Source organism: Paraburkholderia domus (genome assembly GCF_905220705.1).
Taxonomy (GTDB): Bacteria; Pseudomonadota; Gammaproteobacteria; order Burkholderiales; family Burkholderiaceae; genus Paraburkholderia; species Paraburkholderia domus.
Map to the genome: position 1 here is coordinate 15847 of NZ_CAJNAT010000001.1, position 14598 is coordinate 30444.

Annotated in this window: 12 protein-coding genes; 2 read left to right on the forward strand and 10 right to left on the reverse strand. The window is 59.2% G+C overall.

Annotation, left to right across the window (positions count from 1 at the left end):
- Positions 1 to 99: 99 nt before the first annotated feature.
- Positions 100 to 351, reverse strand: coding sequence for a DUF1488 family protein (locus KHO31_RS00065; protein ID WP_201081860.1), 252 nt, complete (start codon positions 349 to 351; stop codon positions 100 to 102).
- A 379-nt stretch (positions 352 to 730) separates the two neighbouring features.
- On the opposite strand from KHO31_RS00065, the gene KHO31_RS00070 reads away from it, so the two are divergent.
- Positions 731 to 1690 carry a glycosyltransferase family 2 protein gene (locus KHO31_RS00070; RefSeq protein WP_201081864.1) on the forward strand — a complete coding sequence of 320 codons (960 nt, stop codon included), beginning with the start codon at positions 731 to 733 and terminating at the stop codon, positions 1688 to 1690.
- A gap of 116 nt (positions 1691 to 1806) precedes the next feature.
- Here KHO31_RS00070 and KHO31_RS00075 read toward each other — a convergent pair whose 3' ends face one another.
- The 3 genes from KHO31_RS00075 to KHO31_RS00085 form a co-directional block, all read right to left on the reverse strand.
- On the reverse strand, positions 1807 to 2532 hold the full coding sequence (locus KHO31_RS00075) for an amino acid ABC transporter permease (protein ID WP_211622436.1): 726 nt from the start codon (positions 2530 to 2532) through the stop codon (positions 1807 to 1809).
- Between the two features lie 2 nt (positions 2533 to 2534).
- On the reverse strand, positions 2535 to 3260 hold the full coding sequence (locus tag KHO31_RS00080) for an amino acid ABC transporter permease (protein ID WP_211622438.1): 726 nt from the start codon (positions 3258 to 3260) through the stop codon (positions 2535 to 2537).
- Between the two features lie 97 nt (positions 3261 to 3357).
- Positions 3358 to 4179, reverse strand: coding sequence for an ABC transporter substrate-binding protein (locus KHO31_RS00085; protein ID WP_201081870.1), 822 nt, complete (start codon positions 4177 to 4179; stop codon positions 3358 to 3360).
- Between the two features lie 291 nt (positions 4180 to 4470).
- On the opposite strand from KHO31_RS00085, the gene KHO31_RS00090 reads away from it, so the two are divergent.
- Positions 4471 to 4692, forward strand: coding sequence for a hypothetical protein (locus tag KHO31_RS00090; RefSeq protein ID WP_201081872.1), 222 nt, complete (start codon positions 4471 to 4473; stop codon positions 4690 to 4692).
- A gap of 122 nt (positions 4693 to 4814) precedes the next feature.
- Here KHO31_RS00090 and KHO31_RS00095 read toward each other — a convergent pair whose 3' ends face one another.
- The 6 genes from KHO31_RS00095 to KHO31_RS00120 all read right to left on the reverse strand — a co-directional run bounded on the left by KHO31_RS00095 (position 4815) and on the right by KHO31_RS00120 (position 14215).
- Positions 4815 to 6128 carry an MFS family transporter gene (locus tag KHO31_RS00095; protein WP_201081874.1) on the reverse strand — a complete coding sequence of 438 codons (1314 nt, stop codon included), beginning with the start codon at positions 6126 to 6128 and terminating at the stop codon, positions 4815 to 4817.
- Between the two features lie 148 nt (positions 6129 to 6276).
- Positions 6277 to 7377 (reverse strand): GSU2403 family nucleotidyltransferase fold protein, encoded by a 1101-nt coding sequence (locus KHO31_RS00100; RefSeq protein WP_236061503.1) that lies wholly within the window; start codon positions 7375 to 7377, stop codon positions 6277 to 6279.
- 151 nt (positions 7378 to 7528) lie between these two features.
- Positions 7529 to 9247, reverse strand: a complete 1719-nt coding sequence (locus KHO31_RS00105; protein WP_201081876.1) for a SpoVR family protein — start codon at positions 9245 to 9247, stop codon at positions 7529 to 7531.
- Positions 9244 to 10515, reverse strand: a complete 1272-nt coding sequence (locus tag KHO31_RS00110; RefSeq protein WP_201081878.1) for a YeaH/YhbH family protein — start codon at positions 10513 to 10515, stop codon at positions 9244 to 9246. The genes KHO31_RS00105 and KHO31_RS00110 overlap by 4 nt, the downstream gene beginning before the upstream one ends.
- 154 nt (positions 10516 to 10669) lie before the next feature.
- The gene (locus KHO31_RS00115) at positions 10670 to 12592 is read right to left on the reverse strand and encodes a PrkA family serine protein kinase (RefSeq protein ID WP_201081880.1); all 1923 of its coding nucleotides are present in this window, start codon (positions 12590 to 12592) and stop codon (positions 10670 to 10672) included.
- 861 nt (positions 12593 to 13453) lie between these two features.
- Positions 13454 to 14215 (reverse strand): hydratase, encoded by a 762-nt coding sequence (locus KHO31_RS00120; protein WP_201086536.1) that lies wholly within the window; start codon positions 14213 to 14215, stop codon positions 13454 to 13456.
- Positions 14216 to 14598: the final 383 nt, after the last annotated feature.

Genomic DNA, 14598 nt, shown 5'->3' on the forward strand with positions numbered 1-14598 from the left:
TGGGTGAGCACGATAGCCTACCCAAAGCTAACGAGCGGCAACTACTGGGGCATCGGCGTGGCGGCGCATGGCAGGTCCGTTTGGACGCGCCGCGCTGTTTCAAGCAATCGTATACCGGTTTTGCGGACCGCCGACATACAGACCGCGAGCGAGCGCGAGGATTTGCTCGCGATGACGGTCAAAGGCCGCCAGCACTGCCGGTTCGTCAGAGCCGACGCTCGGGCTCAGATTCGAAATGACCGAATCGTTGACAGTGAAAGCAATTTCGCGGGCGTTGTCGTAGCCCCAGAAATTGACGCAGTGATGGAAGGCGTCGTAGCTGCGGCTTGGGTTCGGGAAGTTGAGGGACATGTCACGCTCCCGTGGTTTTTCCTTCTCCACGGTGCGCTGAATGTGGGGCGCGGTCAAGGTGTTGATTGTAAAAGGGCACTGCCCGAGCGCAACGATGAGGGACGCAATCAGTCTCCCGCCGACCGGCCGGGAAAGAAACCTGGCGAGGGCGAACCGTCAGTCAGTTGAAATATCAAGCGCTAGTCTGCGAGCGGCTTTGCTGCGTTTAGGCGGCAAAGCCGCATAATTTTTCCCTTCTAAACCCTTTCAGAAGGCAGACATTTTTTCCGAATTATTACCAATTATTTTTTTGGCGTGATGGACTATTTTTCTGCATGCAGCGATGTGTGCGCCACGCGAACCGGCTGCCGCCCCTTAACAGATAAAAAAGGCGACGCTCATGTCCAGTTCCTCACCCTCCTCTCACTCCCCCAAAGTTTCGATCTGTCTGCCCACCTGCAACCGTCCCGACCTGATCGCGGCGTGCATCGATTCCTGCCTTGTGCAGACCTATGGAAATCTGGAAATCGTAATCGGCGACGATTCGAAGGACGCCCGCACCCAGCAATTGATCACGGCGCGCTATGCGAACGAACCGCGCGTCCGCTATGCAAAAAACCAGCCACCGCTCGGCCAGGCGCGCAATGTCGCTAGCCTGTTCAAGCGCGCGAGCGGCGACAAGATCCTGCTGATTCATGACGACGACCTGCTCACCGCCGACGGCGTCGAAAAGCTCGTGTCGCTATGGGCACGTCATCCGGAACTGGAGGTGGCGTTCGCCGATCAGTACGAGGCCGATCACAGCGGTGCCATCGACTTCGACGCGAGTACGCGCCTGAACACTGCGTTTCGCCGCACGAAGGACGCTGAAGGCTTACAGGCGTTGCCGGGCAGATGCGGGCTGATCCAGATGTTCCCGAACAACGGTTGGATGGCCAACGCAGACCTTGTCAAACGGATTGGCTACAAGGATAACTACGGCATGTGCTGCGATTTCGTGTTCGGCACCGAACTCTGTCTCGCTGCACGCAAGGTGTTCTATCTGCACGAATACGTGTCGGTGTATCGGAAGACGGCGACCTCGATCTCGCATAGCACGCGCGGCACGACGGTTGCCGCGACCGTCAGTGCGTATGCGTTCGTCAAGGCGCTGAAATTGCCGCCGCAACTGGAACCGTCACGCAAGCTGGCGCTGCGCCGGCTCGCACCGATCGTCGTCTCGGTCCATGCGAAGAATCGTCAGGCGGTGCTCGGGTCGAAGATCGCGCTCACGCACCTCTTCGCATACAACTATGGTTTCAGCATGCGGCTCTATTACCACCTACTGATGCTCTCGCGTGCGGCCGTCGGCGTGCGGTAGCGCCCGTGACGCAGCCGTAACTTGATGCGAGCGCCCACGCCTTCGCCGCAACGGGTTCCATGAGCCCGATCGTTGGGCAACCATCGCTGCGGCTTTAAGGCTAGCCGGTTAGCCGGTTAGTCGCCGGACAATGCCTCCGCGGCGGTGGGTGCGAGCGGTCGCACGATGTGCTTGCGCTGTGTCAGCGCATAGGTGGCGACGCGGTCAAGCGCCGTGCACAACACGAGATAGATGAAGCCGACGAATAAAAAGATTTGCGCGGGATACACCATCAGCCGATTGCTGACCTGCGTCGCGACGAACGACAATTCGCCGACACCGACGATATACGCGAGCGAGGTGTCCTTCACCAGCGATACCCATTGATTCACGAACGAAGGCGCCATGATGCGCATCGCCTGCGGCAGCAACACGTAGCGCAGTGTTTGCATGCGCGTAAGGCCGAGCGATAGCCCGGCTTGCCACTGACCGTCGCCGACCGCGCGAATGCCCGCGTGCACCGAATGTGCGAGATACGCGCCGCCGATCAGCGAGAGCGCGCAAACGACCGTCGCGAGTCCGGGCACATCGACATGAAAGACCACCGGCAACAGGAAATACGTCCAGAAGATCAGCATCAACACCGGAATCGCGCGGAAAAAACCGATCACGAGTAGCAAGGGCACACGGGTGATGCGCCCTGCCATCGCCAGCGCAATGCCACCCGCGACACCGAGCACCGCCGACGCCAGCGAGGAACACAGTGCTAGCACGAGCGTAAGCGCCGCGCCGCCGAGCGGTCCTTGCGGGAATGCGCCGACCAGCAGATACGGCAGGTTATGGGCGAACAGCGTCCATGTCATGCTCAGCGCCTCGCGAATGATCGGTCACGCGCATGCGCGACCGTATGCGAGACAGCTTCGATCAACGCGACAGCGGCGATATACAACACGGTAGCCACACCAAAGGCTTCGAACGTTTTGAAGGTCTCCGTCTCGACCTGACGCGACGCGTACGACAGTTCGGCAAGACCGATCGCCATGGTCAGCGATGAATTTTTCACGAGATTCATGTATTGGCCGAAGAGCGGCGGCAGCGAAATGCGCACTGCTTGCGGCAAAACGACGTAACGGAACGCCTGCAATGGTGTGAGCCCAAGGGCCGCGGCCGCAGCATGCTGACCGGCCGGCACGCCGCGCAAACCTGCCTGGAACTCCTCGGCGATGAAAGCCGCCGTATAACACGTGAGCCCGACCCATCCGGCGAGAAATTCGAACGACGGCCAGCGCGACGCGTACGCCCCGATGTGCACGCTATGCGGCGTATTCAGCCATTGCATCAGTGCGTCAGGCATCAGCGTGGCCGCGCCGAAGTACCAGAAGAACAGTTGCACCAGCAACGGCGTGTTGCGAAACACAAGCACATAGGCCGCCGTTGCACGACGCAGCCAGTCGTGCCGGGCATGACGCGCGATCGCCAGCACGAAGCCGGACAAGGTGGCCGCGAGTGCCGCCGTCAACGCGAGACCGACGGTTACACCGAAACCTTGCCACAGCCACATCAGATACTTTGGAGCAAGCCACGCTTGCATCTTTGAACCTGCTTCTTTAAACCGGCTTCTTTCGAAAACACCGACGGGCACGTTGCCGACGTGCCCGTTTTTTCATGGTCCTGCAGCGACACGGAGATCAGGTCTTGTCGCCGATCCTGAAGATGCGCGCGAGCGGCGTCTTCGTTTGCGGACCGAACCAGCGGCTGTAGATCTTCGCGGCCGAGCCGTCGGCTTCCAGTCCCTTGAGCGTGTCGTTCACGAAGCCGACAAGGCGCGTCTCGCCCTTCGGGATGCCGACGCCCATGTAGTCGTTCGAAATCGTGAACGCCGGAATCTCATAGTTCTGCTTGTCCGGCACGTTGGCGAGCAGGCCGACCAGCTTCGGGCCGTCCTGCGTGATCGCCTGCACGTTGCCCGCGCGCAAAGCCGCAAACGCGAAAGGCGTGTCGTCATACGCGACGATCGTGGCTTGCGGGAATTTCTCGCGCAGCGTGATCTCGTTGGTGGTGCCCTTGTCGGCACCCACCCGCAGGCTGTTGATCTGATCCGCCGACTTCAGCACGCCCTTCTTCGCCAGGAACTGCTGACCCGATGAGAAATATGGAATGCTGAAGTCGACCTGTTTGGCACGCTCGTCGGTGATTGTGAAGTTGGCGAGCACCAGGTCCACTTTCTTCGAAGTCAGGAACGGAATCCGGTTGGCCGGATTGGTCGGTTGCAGTTCGAGTTTCACGCCGAGCTTGTCGGCGAGCGCTTTCGCGTAGTCGACGTCGAGACCGACGATGTGATTGCTGGTCGCGTCGACGTACCCGAACGGCGGGTTGCTGTCGAAGGTCGCGACGCGCAGTACGCCCGCCTTCCTGATGTCGTCGAGACGGTCAGCGTGGGCGAGTCCCGATACCGTCATCGAGAGTCCCGTCATTGTCATTAGCCAGGCAGCGAGTAATTTCGATTTCATTTTTATGGATCTCTTTGTTTGTGCGCGATGCTTGTGCAATATGCGTGCGATGTTTCAGAAACGGATGCGTGTCGGCGATATCAGTTGCAACCGTGAGGTGCCACCGATTGCCACGCATGGGCGCCACGTTAGCAGCGGCAGAGCGCGTACCGAACCAAGAAATGCGCCTGTATTAAGCGCGTTTTCTGCTAAGCATCCGCTCATTAGCAAACGCGTATTTGTCGCTTGGTCTTGCGCGTGCGGGTGATTAGGATGGACTTTGAACCGACATCAGCCCCGAGGTGATTCGCCATGTCCGAGAGTGCCTGTTTCAAGCCGCGCGTGATCGAGCCGGTCGTCGTCAATCAGCCGGAAGGATTGGGGCTTGCGGTGGAGTTGTGGCTTTCGCATCCCGTCGATGGGATCGCAGGGCACGCGCTGCAGATTCATTTACGCAGCGATGCGAAGATGGCGCAAGCCGAGGCGCTGCGCGACCTGCTTCATGTGCTGGGAACGGAGATCGTGGTGGCTTGAGCGAGCGCTTGGCGCCAGCCCTGCCATATTTGCTGATGCGATAAAAAAACGGCGGCCGGGTTGCCCCTGGCCGCCGTTCTCAAGCAGCGCTCAGACGCGCTGTTCGAGCGTGTTGCCCATGCTCAAGGCTCGTGACGCAGGTACCCCTCTTTCGAAGGATCGCGCATGCGCAGCGACACGATGCCGGCGATCGCGCACAGCACGGTCACATACCAATAGAACATCGACTCGTTACCCACCGACTTCAGCCACAGCGCGACGTATTCCGCGGAGCCGCCGAAGATCGCATTGGCCACCGCATACGACAGACCTACGCCGAGCGCGCGCACTTCCGGCGGGAACATTTCGGCCTTGATCAGACCGCTGATCGACGTATAGAAACTGACGATCGCCAGCGCCACCACTACGAGACCGAATGCCGCATACGGGCTCGTCACGTCTTTCAACGCGTGCAACAGCGGCACGGTGCCGATGGTCGCGAAGAAGCCGAAGAACAGCATCGAACGCCGGCGGCCGATACGGTCCGACAAAGCGCCAAACGCCGGCTGCATGATCATGTAGACAAACAGCGCCGCGGTCATCACGTTGCTGGCCGTCTTGGCATGCATGCCGGCAGTGTTGACCAGGTACTTCTGCATGTACGTGGTGAACGTGTAGAAAATCAGCGAGCCGCCGGCCGTGAAGCCGAGCACCGTCGCGAATGCACCTTTGTGCTGCCACAGGCCGCGTAGCGTGCCCGCTTCCTTGCGTTGACGCGTTTCAGCGGTGGTCGTTTCTTCGAGCGATTTACGCAGATATAGCGCGACCAGTGCCGCTAGCGCACCGATCACGAACGGCACGCGCCAGCCCCATGCTTTCAGTTCTTCGGTAGAGAGGGTTTGCTGCAGGACCACCAGCACCAGCAGCGCGCACAACTGGCCGCCGATCAGCGTGACGTACTGGAACGACGCGAAGAAACCGCGACGGCCCTTGAGTGCGACTTCACTCATATAAGTCGCGCTGGTGCCGTATTCACCGCCCACCGACAAGCCCTGGAACAGGCGCGCGACCAGCAGCAGCGCCGGCGCCAATGCGCCGATCTGCGCATACGTGGGGAGCACTGCGATCACGAGCGAGCCGCCGCACATCATGAACACGGACACCATCATCGCGGTCTTGCGGCCGTGCTTGTCGGCGAGCCGGCCGAAGAACCAGCCACCGATCGGGCGCATCAGGAAGCCCGCGGCGAAGACGCCGGCGGTATTGAGCAACTGCGTGGTGGTGTTGCCGTTCGGGAAGAAGGCCGGCGCGAAATACAGCGCGCAGAACGAGTACACGTAGAAGTCGAACCACTCGACTAGATTGCCCGATGAAGCGCCAACGATCGCGAAGATGCGGCGCCGGGTGTCGTGTGCGTCGTAAGCCGTGGCGGCGGTTTGGTCGGATAGGTCGGTCATGCTTTTGTCTTTCCTTGTCTTTAAACGGAGGAAGCGGTCGTGGCGCCGCCTTCACAACACGCGCTTCGAGGGGACGCTGGGGCGCCCATAGCGCGTGTGTCGCGAATTTTACAGAATTGCAAGGAGAAGATGGGAGTTTGTTAGGGGACTATGCCGCGAGGCTCGTTGCGAGCTCCTCGAAGCCGGCTTCGTGGGCGTCGAGCATCAGCGCTTCGACCTCCGGCAAGGTGCGGCGCACGAGTGCGCGCGCCGATCGAGGAAGGTCGGCGCAGGCGTCTTCGATGTCGCCGGTGCGATGTTCGCCGAGCATGGCCAGTAATACCGACGCCTGACGCACGTCCTTTTGTGACTTGACGAGCGTGTTCGTTCGCAGGCGCGACACGAGTAGTTTGTGGATTGCAAAGCGGGCCGCGTCAGGTACGCGTACAGGCACAGCACCATGCCGCGAGACGAGCGTTCCGGTCTGAGACCGGCCTAGCAGGTACGCTAGATAAGGCAAGCCCGTGGCATGCGCATTGAGCTCGGCCACAGGCACCGTGGGAAACGAGTCGTCATGCGAGGGAACCAGCAAATCGACGTGAAAGCGCGACTTTCCTGCTTCTGTAAACGATGTGGATGCCTCACCGCGTTTCATGGAAGGAACCGGCACGAAGTTAATGCCGGTCTCTTTGAGCATTGCGAGCAGTCCACCTTCGGGAAGGTTGACGAGTGCGAGCTGATGCCGGCGCGCGATATCGATATCCTCGGTCTCGTATGAGACGGCCTTGATGCCAAGCGTGTTGAGAATCACGGCGTAAGCGTGCGAGCCGACCAGCACGGCCCCGGCCTCGAATAGGCCGTAATTGTAAAGAACGCCGACGGTAGCATAAGTCTTATTGTCTGCCAGCTGAAAGCCCAACTTGCCGAGGTCGCGGATTCGCGAGATGAGATCCTTGCTCAGATCAATGCGGTGCTGCACGTCTTCTACACGGCGGTCCACCTCTGGATCACCCTTTGGACCGCCAAGGCTCTCCTCCTGTTTCTTACCTTCCGGCCCCATGTACTGACGGGCGTAGTAGATGACCCCGCCCCGTTTATGCTCGATAACCGTTCCGGGCGCTCCCATCAGGACCTTGTCCTGAGTTGCAGCGGCCTGTTCGATATTGGCGAACTGGGAGCAGTAGGCTTGTTCTTGCTGCTCGTAGAGAGGAAAAGGCGGCATAGGGTTTTTCAGTAGTTTTTTATATTTTACTGAAAAAAGTGACTTCATGGCTTTTCAGTATTTTTCCACAAATTACTGAAAAATAGATGCCAAGCGAACTGCCGGACTTTGAATGACAAAAGCCCCCGTTCGTCACAGACAAACAGGGGCTTCGAACAACTCAAAAAAACGAGCCTTCATGTGATAAGGCCGAACGGGCTCAAACTCTTATCACCGGAGGCACATACTTACACTCATACCGCTTCCGCACGGTGCCATTCTCATCGACGCTTTCCAGGAAAACATCGAACTGCCACAAGCGCGCCATGTGCTTGAGCACTTCATCGCTATCGCCGGACAGATGCCGGTTGTCACTCATGAAATGCCGCAGCGTCAAACTCCGGTCGCCACGCGTATTCACCGCCCACACCTGAATATTCGGCTCCCGATGGTGCATGTCGTACTGCCGCGACAACGCCTGACGCACGTACTGATAGCCACTGTCGTCATGAATCGCCGACACCTCGAGCGCATCGCGCATATCGTCATCCAACACCGAGAACAGACGCATCTCGCGGATCAGATGAGGCGACAGATACTGCGCCACGAAACTCTCGTCCTTAAAGTTGCGCATCGCATAGTGCATCGCCGGTAGCCACGGACTGCCAGCCAGTTCGGGGAACCACTTGCGGTCCTCCTCAGTCGGCGATTCACAGATCCGGCGGATATCGCTCATCATCGAAAAACCGAGCGCATACGGGTTGATGCCACTGTAGTAAGGCTTCGTGACCGGCGGCTGGTAGACCACATTGCTGTGCGAATGGAGAAACTCCATCATGAAGCCGTCTTCCAGCTTGCCCTGGGCGTACATCGTGTTGAGCAAGGTGTAGTGCCAGAACGTGGCCCAGCCTTCGTTCATGACCTGGGTTTGCCGTTGCGGATAGAAATACTGTCCAACCTTCCGCACGATACGGATCACTTCCCGCTCCCACGGCTCGAGAAACGGCGCGTTCTTCTCCGCGAAATACAACAGGTTTTCCTGCGGCTCAGGCGGATAACGCTCCTCGATTTCCTCCGGCAGCGGCGTATGCCGGGTCGGCAAGGTGCGCCACAGTTCGTTGACCTGCGATTGCAGATAAGCCTCGCGTTCGCGGCGCGCCGCAAACTCCTTTTCCAGTGAGAGTTTCTGCGGCCGCTTGTAACGGTCCACGCCGTAGTTCATCAACGCGTGGCACGAGTCGAGCAGCTCCTCCACCCGGTCGAGCCCGAAGCGTTCCTCGCACTCCGCGATGTAATTCTTCGCGTAGACGAGGTAATCGATGATCGCGTGCGCATCCGTCCACAGCTTGAACAGATAGTTGCCCTTGAAGAACGAGTTGTGCCCATAGGCCGCATGCGCGATGACGAGCGCCTGCATCGTCATCGTGTTCTCTTCCATCAGGTACGCGATGCAGGGGTTCGAATTGATGACGATCTCATACGCCAGCCCCATCTGCCCGCGACGGTAGCTCTTTTCGGTGGAGAGAAAGTGTTTGCCGAACGACCAGTGACGGTAGTTCACCGGCATGCCGACGGATGCGTAAGCGTCCATCATCTGTTCGGCGCTGATAAGTTCGAGCTGGATCGGATACACGTCGAGTTCATATTGCTCTGCAACACGAGCAATATGCGAGTCGTACTCTTCGATCAATTCGAAGGTCCAGTCGGACGGGCACGGCAAAGGCCGTCTATCGGCTACGTTCATACGGACTTCCCTTTGCCCCTCAGTGGGCGTTCCGGTGTGTCCCCGTGCTGCAGCGGCGTCGACTGCTCCGGCTGCGGCGGCTCCCGTATCGTCCGCCTTCGCCTCGGCATGCCCCGACTGTTGCTGCTGCGGCACGCCTTTCCCACGCTCCGGCTGATAGCCGCGCGCTTCGTTGTGCAGGTGTTTTGCCGTCATGAAGACGCCGCCTGCTTCTCAAACAACTCCCGAAACACCGGATAGATGTCAGCCGCGGTTTCGACCTTCTTCATCGCCATGTGCGGCTGGCTCAGCGCCAACTGTGCATATTCGAGCCACAAGTTCTGCTCTTCCGGCGTGACCTGGATATACGCAAAATAGCGCACCTTCTCCAGGATGTCATCCGAAAGTATCTTGCGGCACTTGGGTGAATCGTCGGTCCAATTGTCGCCGTCAGAAGCCTGAGCGCCGTAAATATTCCATTCAGTCGGCGAATAGCGCTCGTCCATCACCTTCTGCATCAACTCCAGCGCACTCGACACCACCGTGCCGCCGCTTTCCGTCGAATGAAAGAACGTGTCTTCGTCGACCTCTTCGGCACGGGTATGGTGACGAATGAACACCACCTCGATCTTTTCGTAGTTACGCTTGAGGAACAGATACAGCAGGATGAAAAAGCGTTTGGCGAGGTCCTTGCGCTGCTCGTCCATGGAACCGGACACATCCATCAGACAGAACATCACCGCCTGGCTCGACGGCGTAGGCTGCTTCACCCGGTTCACATAGCGCAGATCGAACGGATCGATAAACGGAATGCGCCAGATACGTCCGCGCAAATGGTGGATTTCTTCTTCGAGCAGTTTGATTTCGTCGCGACGGTCGTCCGGATCGGCCTTCATCACTTCGAGTTGCCGTTCCATCTCGTGCAACTGATTGACGAGCGGCGCACCGAGCGCGATGCGGCGGCCAAGCGCGCTGCGTAGTGAGCGGACCACGTCGATATTGTTCGGCGTGCCTTCGGCCGCCCAGCCGGCCCGGATGCTTTTCCACGTGGGCACCGCCATCAGATGGGTTTTGACGAGACGCGGGAGCTCGAGATCGTCGAAGAAATACTGCATGAATTCTTCGCGGCTAAGCTCGAACACGAAGTCGTCCTGACCCTCGCCCTCGTTGCTGGCCTGGTTGCCCCCGCCTCCGCCGCCGCCCCCTTGCGGGCGCTGGATCTTGTCGCCGCGGATGTAGTCCGAGTTGCCCGGATGCACCATTTCCCGCTTGCCGCCGGGACCATGCCGGAAAGACGGTTCCGCAATGTCCTTGCGCGGGATGGTGATGCTCTGGGTGTTCTGAATATCCTTGATGCTGCGATCGCGAACCGCTTCCGAGACGGCGCGACGAATATAGTTCTTAACGCGGCGCAGAAAGCGCTCGCGGTTTGCAATGCTCTTGTTCTTACCAGCTAACCTGCGGTCGATGATTTGATGAAGCACGCCCGGTCTCCAGCTGTAATTTCGGCTGCGCGAGACGCACGTTGCATAGGCATGTTTGCACACTCATCTCTGCAAACGCAACGCTATGTCCATGCAACTCGCGCCTCGCAAGGTGCCCGCGCGGCCGGACCGCGCGGGCGGCACGCAGTGCGTATCATGACGACTTGCGCACGCGCAGATACCAGTCACACAGCAAGCGCACCTGCTTCGGCGTATAGCCCTTCGTCACCATCCGGTTGACGAAGTCTTCGTGCTTGCGTTGCTCTTCCGCCGAACCCTTGGCGTTGAACGAGATCACCGGCAGCAGTTCCTCCGTGTTCGAGAACATCTTCTTTTCGATCACGACGCGCAGCTTCTCGTAGCTGATCCAGGCAGGATTTTTCCCCGCATTGGCAGCACGCGCACGCAGCACGAAGTTGACGATCTCGTTGCGGAAGTCCTTCGGGTTGCTAATGCCCGCAGGTTTCTCGATCTTCTCCAGTTCGGCATTCAATGCCGCGCGGTCGAAACTCTCGCCGGTGTCGTGGTCGCGGAACTCCTGATCCTGAATCCAGAAATCCGCATACGTCACGTAGCGATCGAAAATATTCTGACCGTACTCGGAATACGACTCCAGATACGCGGTCTGAATCTCCTTGCCGATGAACTCGGCATAGCGCGACGCCAGCACGTCCTTGATGAAGGACAGATACTTCTGCTCGGTTTCCGGTGGGAACTGCTCGCGCTCGATCTGCTGTTCGAGCACGTACATCAAGTGCACCGGATTCGCCGCGACTTCAGTCGAATCGAAGTTGAATACACGCGACAGGATCTTGAACGCGAAGCGGGTCGACACGCCGGTCATCCCTTCATCCACGCCCGCGAAGTCGCGGTACTCCTGATACGACTTGGCCTTCGGATCGGTGTCCTTGAGATTCTCGCCGTCGTACACCTGCATCTTCGAAAAGAGGCTGGAGTTTTCCGGCTCCTGCAAGCGCGTGAGCACCGACATCTGGGCCATCATCTTCAGCGTACCTGGCGCGCATATCGCATTGGCCAGCGACGAATTGCGCAGCAGCTTCTCGTAGATCTTGACCTCTTCGCCGTAGCGCAGGCAGTACGGCACCTTCACCACGAAGATCCGGTCGAGCAGTGCTTCGTTGTTGCGATTGTTGCGGAACGCCTTCCATTCCGACTCGTTCGAGTGGGCGAGGATCACGCCGTCGAACGGAATCGCACCGAACCCTTCCGTGCCCTTGAAGTTGCCTTCCTGAGTCGCGGTAAGCAGCGGGTGCAAGACCTTGATCGGCGCCTTGAACATTTCGACGAACTCGAGCAAGCCCTGATTCGCGAGGCACAGGCCACCGGAGTAGCTGTATGCGTCCGCATCGTCTTGTGCGTACTGTTCGAGCTTGCGGATGTCGACCTTGCCGACCAGCGACGAAATGTCCTGATTGTTTTCGTCACCCGGTTCGGTCTTGGCGATACCGATCTGACGAAGGATCGACGGATAGCGGCGCACCACGCGAAACTTGCGGATGTCGCCGTTGTATTCGTGCAGGCGCTTGACCGCCCACGGGCTAAGAATGTTTTTCAGGTAGCGGCGTGGAATACCGTACTGCTCTTCGAGGATCGGACCGTCCTCGTCGTAATCGAACAGACCGAGAGGCGACTCATTCACGGGCGAGCCCTTGATCGAGTAGAACGGCACGCGTTCCATGAGTTGCTTCAGACGTTCCGCGATCGACGATTTACCGCCGCCGACCGGCCCTAATAGATACAGAATCTGCTTTCTTTCTTCGAGCCCCTGGGCCGAGTGCCGGAAGTATGCGACCACCTGCTCGATCACATCTTCCATTCCGTAGAACTCACGGAATGCGGGGTATACCTTGATGACCTTGTTCGCGAAGATGCGCGACATGCGCGGATCGTTGCGAGTGTCGATCTGTTCTGGTTCACCGATTGCCGTCAACATGCGTTCGCCGGCCGTGGCGTACGCGGCGGGATTGTCTTTGCAGAGCGCGAGATACTCCTCGAGCGAGAGTTCATCTTCTCGCGTTTTCTCGAAGCGGGTCGCGAAACTGCTGTAGATATCCATGCTACCTCCTCGCCGAAGTCTAGACCGATGTCGTGCGCGGCGCGCTATTCGGAAACGACATCGCTCGAATTCATCCTAAACCCTTTTAAATTTTTTTTCACGAACTACGTTGCGAAAATCGCGCCGTACCCGCCTCCCGACATTCCTCACTTGGAAACACAGATTCGCTCACCTACAATTTTGCACTCGCATCACAGCGATTGTGCAGCGATTGCAGACCCACGTTGCTGCCTCTCCACTGCCGCCATGTTCTGGCCGCACCCTCTGTTCTTCATGCTCCGTTACACGAATCGTCTCGTTCATCGAACGATCTCACTGCTGCACCGGACAGCCTGTCTGCATGCGCACACTTTGTCGCATCAAGCGCGGACGTTATGCGTTTTCCTGTACCCCGGCACTTTTTTTATCAACGCGCGGCATCGCCCTTTGGTCTACAGCGGCACACGCTGTGTTACATGTTCGTTCACCGTGCGGACCTGGGGCACGGTTCACCGGTGCATCATCAAGCGGTTCGTCAACGCACCGGTCGTTTTGTTCCGTGCTATTTCGCCCAGGGTGCATTGGATCGCCACCCGGTGGATCGCCACCCGGTGGTTCGCCACCCGGTGGTTCGCCACCCGCTGGTTCGCCGCTCATGCCTGACCTTTTGTATTAACCGCGTCAGCGGCATGGTTAGCCGCACGCATAACTGGATCACGGCAGCGCAATGGACCGCTTCATAGGTGTATACGGCAAAGCGCCCAGTGCGGATGCGCAAATGTAAAACGGCCGCCCGTGGGCAGCCGTTTGCTTGAAGCTTCGTAATGGACCGTTACAGGTGGACGGTTACAACCGAACCGTTACAAGTACACGGTGACATGCTCAGGTCAGTTCAATCTCCACTTCCCCGAGACCGTCGATGTGGCCGCGTACGATGCCCGGTTTGTCCACATTGTGCGCACCGACATACGAACCGGTGGTGAGCGTCCATTCCGGCTCGATGGTGATGCCCATGGCCGCACAATGGTTGACGAACCACACAAGCAGTTCACGCGGATCGCCGGCCGGATTACCGGTGGCTTCCGGCACCAGCGAGTTGCCGTCGAAACTCAGCTCCAGTTCGGGCGATACGAAATCGAAGCTGCGCGCAAAGCCGGCATAGGCAACCGGATGACCCGTGATCAATGCACCGTTGTTCTGTGCGTCGGCCAGTTGCGCGAGCGGCGCGACATTGGGCCATCCGGCAAAACGGCTATCGACGATCTCGATGGTCGGCAGCACGACGCCGACCTTCGAGAGCACCTCGTCGCGCGCATAGGCCCGGCCGCGCGGTTCGATCGCCTCGGCAAAACGAAAGGCGATCTCCAGCTCCACCAGCACGCGGAAGAAGCCGGAATAGGCCACCCGCGCGGGCGACGGCAGCACCAGCGAAGCCGGAATCGGCGCGCCCGCGGCGGCCGCGCCCGGCGCTCTGGCACCGATCTTCCACGCTCCCGTCGAGTCGCCGAGGCCCGAGATGACAGCCTGCTGGATCGCATACGCGGTTGCCGCGTCGGGCGGCAGGCTGTCGGGTGGGGGCGCATCGATAGGGCGATGCTGCCGGCGGGCTTCGACGAGGCGGTGCGCGAGGTCGTATGGCGTCATGTCGGTCCTTTATGGCTGGCGCTTGAGCGGTAGGTTGCCGCGCTGAGTTGCAGCTGTTGAAGATAGCGGGCTCACGGTCCGCGCGCTGACTGCCTGATGCGGCGATGTGAGCGATGCAAGCCGTAGTCGCGCCCGTCAATGTACCGGATCATGGCGCTCGCCAGGGAATGGACAACGCTCGTGAACGTTACTTAGTCCGCAAACCATGAAAAAAGACCGCGGTTGCATACGCAATCGCGGTCTTTGTCGTCATGCGGCCGATCCGCATCCGCACGAGCGTGGCGCTGTCGGATGCATCACCGGGAACGAATGTTGCGTCGTGGTGGCCGGTGTCATGACCGGTCGCAGGCCCTGGCGTCGCGTTCAAAACGCGGCGCTGACGC

What these genes read in the sequence shown, in the direction of transcription:
- KHO31_RS00065 (WP_201081860.1), bottom strand. Translation starts at nt 351, where the DNA reads ATGTCCCTCAACTTCCCGAACCCAAGCCGCAGCTACGACGCCTTCCAT.
- KHO31_RS00070 (WP_201081864.1), top strand. Translation starts at nt 731, where the DNA reads ATGTCCAGTTCCTCACCCTCCTCTCACTCCCCCAAAGTTTCGATCTGT.
- KHO31_RS00075 (WP_211622436.1), bottom strand. Translation starts at nt 2,532, where the DNA reads ATGACATGGACGCTGTTCGCCCATAACCTGCCGTATCTGCTGGTCGGC.
- KHO31_RS00080 (WP_211622438.1), bottom strand. Translation starts at nt 3,260, where the DNA reads ATGCAAGCGTGGCTTGCTCCAAAGTATCTGATGTGGCTGTGGCAAGGT.
- KHO31_RS00085 (WP_201081870.1), bottom strand. Translation starts at nt 4,179, where the DNA reads ATGAAATCGAAATTACTCGCTGCCTGGCTAATGACAATGACGGGACTC.
- KHO31_RS00090 (WP_201081872.1), top strand. Translation starts at nt 4,471, where the DNA reads ATGTCCGAGAGTGCCTGTTTCAAGCCGCGCGTGATCGAGCCGGTCGTC.
- KHO31_RS00095 (WP_201081874.1), bottom strand. Translation starts at nt 6,128, where the DNA reads ATGACCGACCTATCCGACCAAACCGCCGCCACGGCTTACGACGCACAC.
- KHO31_RS00100 (WP_236061503.1), bottom strand. Translation starts at nt 7,377, where the DNA reads ATGAAGTCACTTTTTTCAGTAAAATATAAAAAACTACTGAAAAACCCT.
- KHO31_RS00105 (WP_201081876.1), bottom strand. Translation starts at nt 9,247, where the DNA reads ATGACGGCAAAACACCTGCACAACGAAGCGCGCGGCTATCAGCCGGAG.
- KHO31_RS00115 (WP_201081880.1), bottom strand. Translation starts at nt 12,592, where the DNA reads ATGGATATCTACAGCAGTTTCGCGACCCGCTTCGAGAAAACGCGAGAA.
- KHO31_RS00120 (WP_201086536.1), bottom strand. Translation starts at nt 14,215, where the DNA reads ATGACGCCATACGACCTCGCGCACCGCCTCGTCGAAGCCCGCCGGCAG.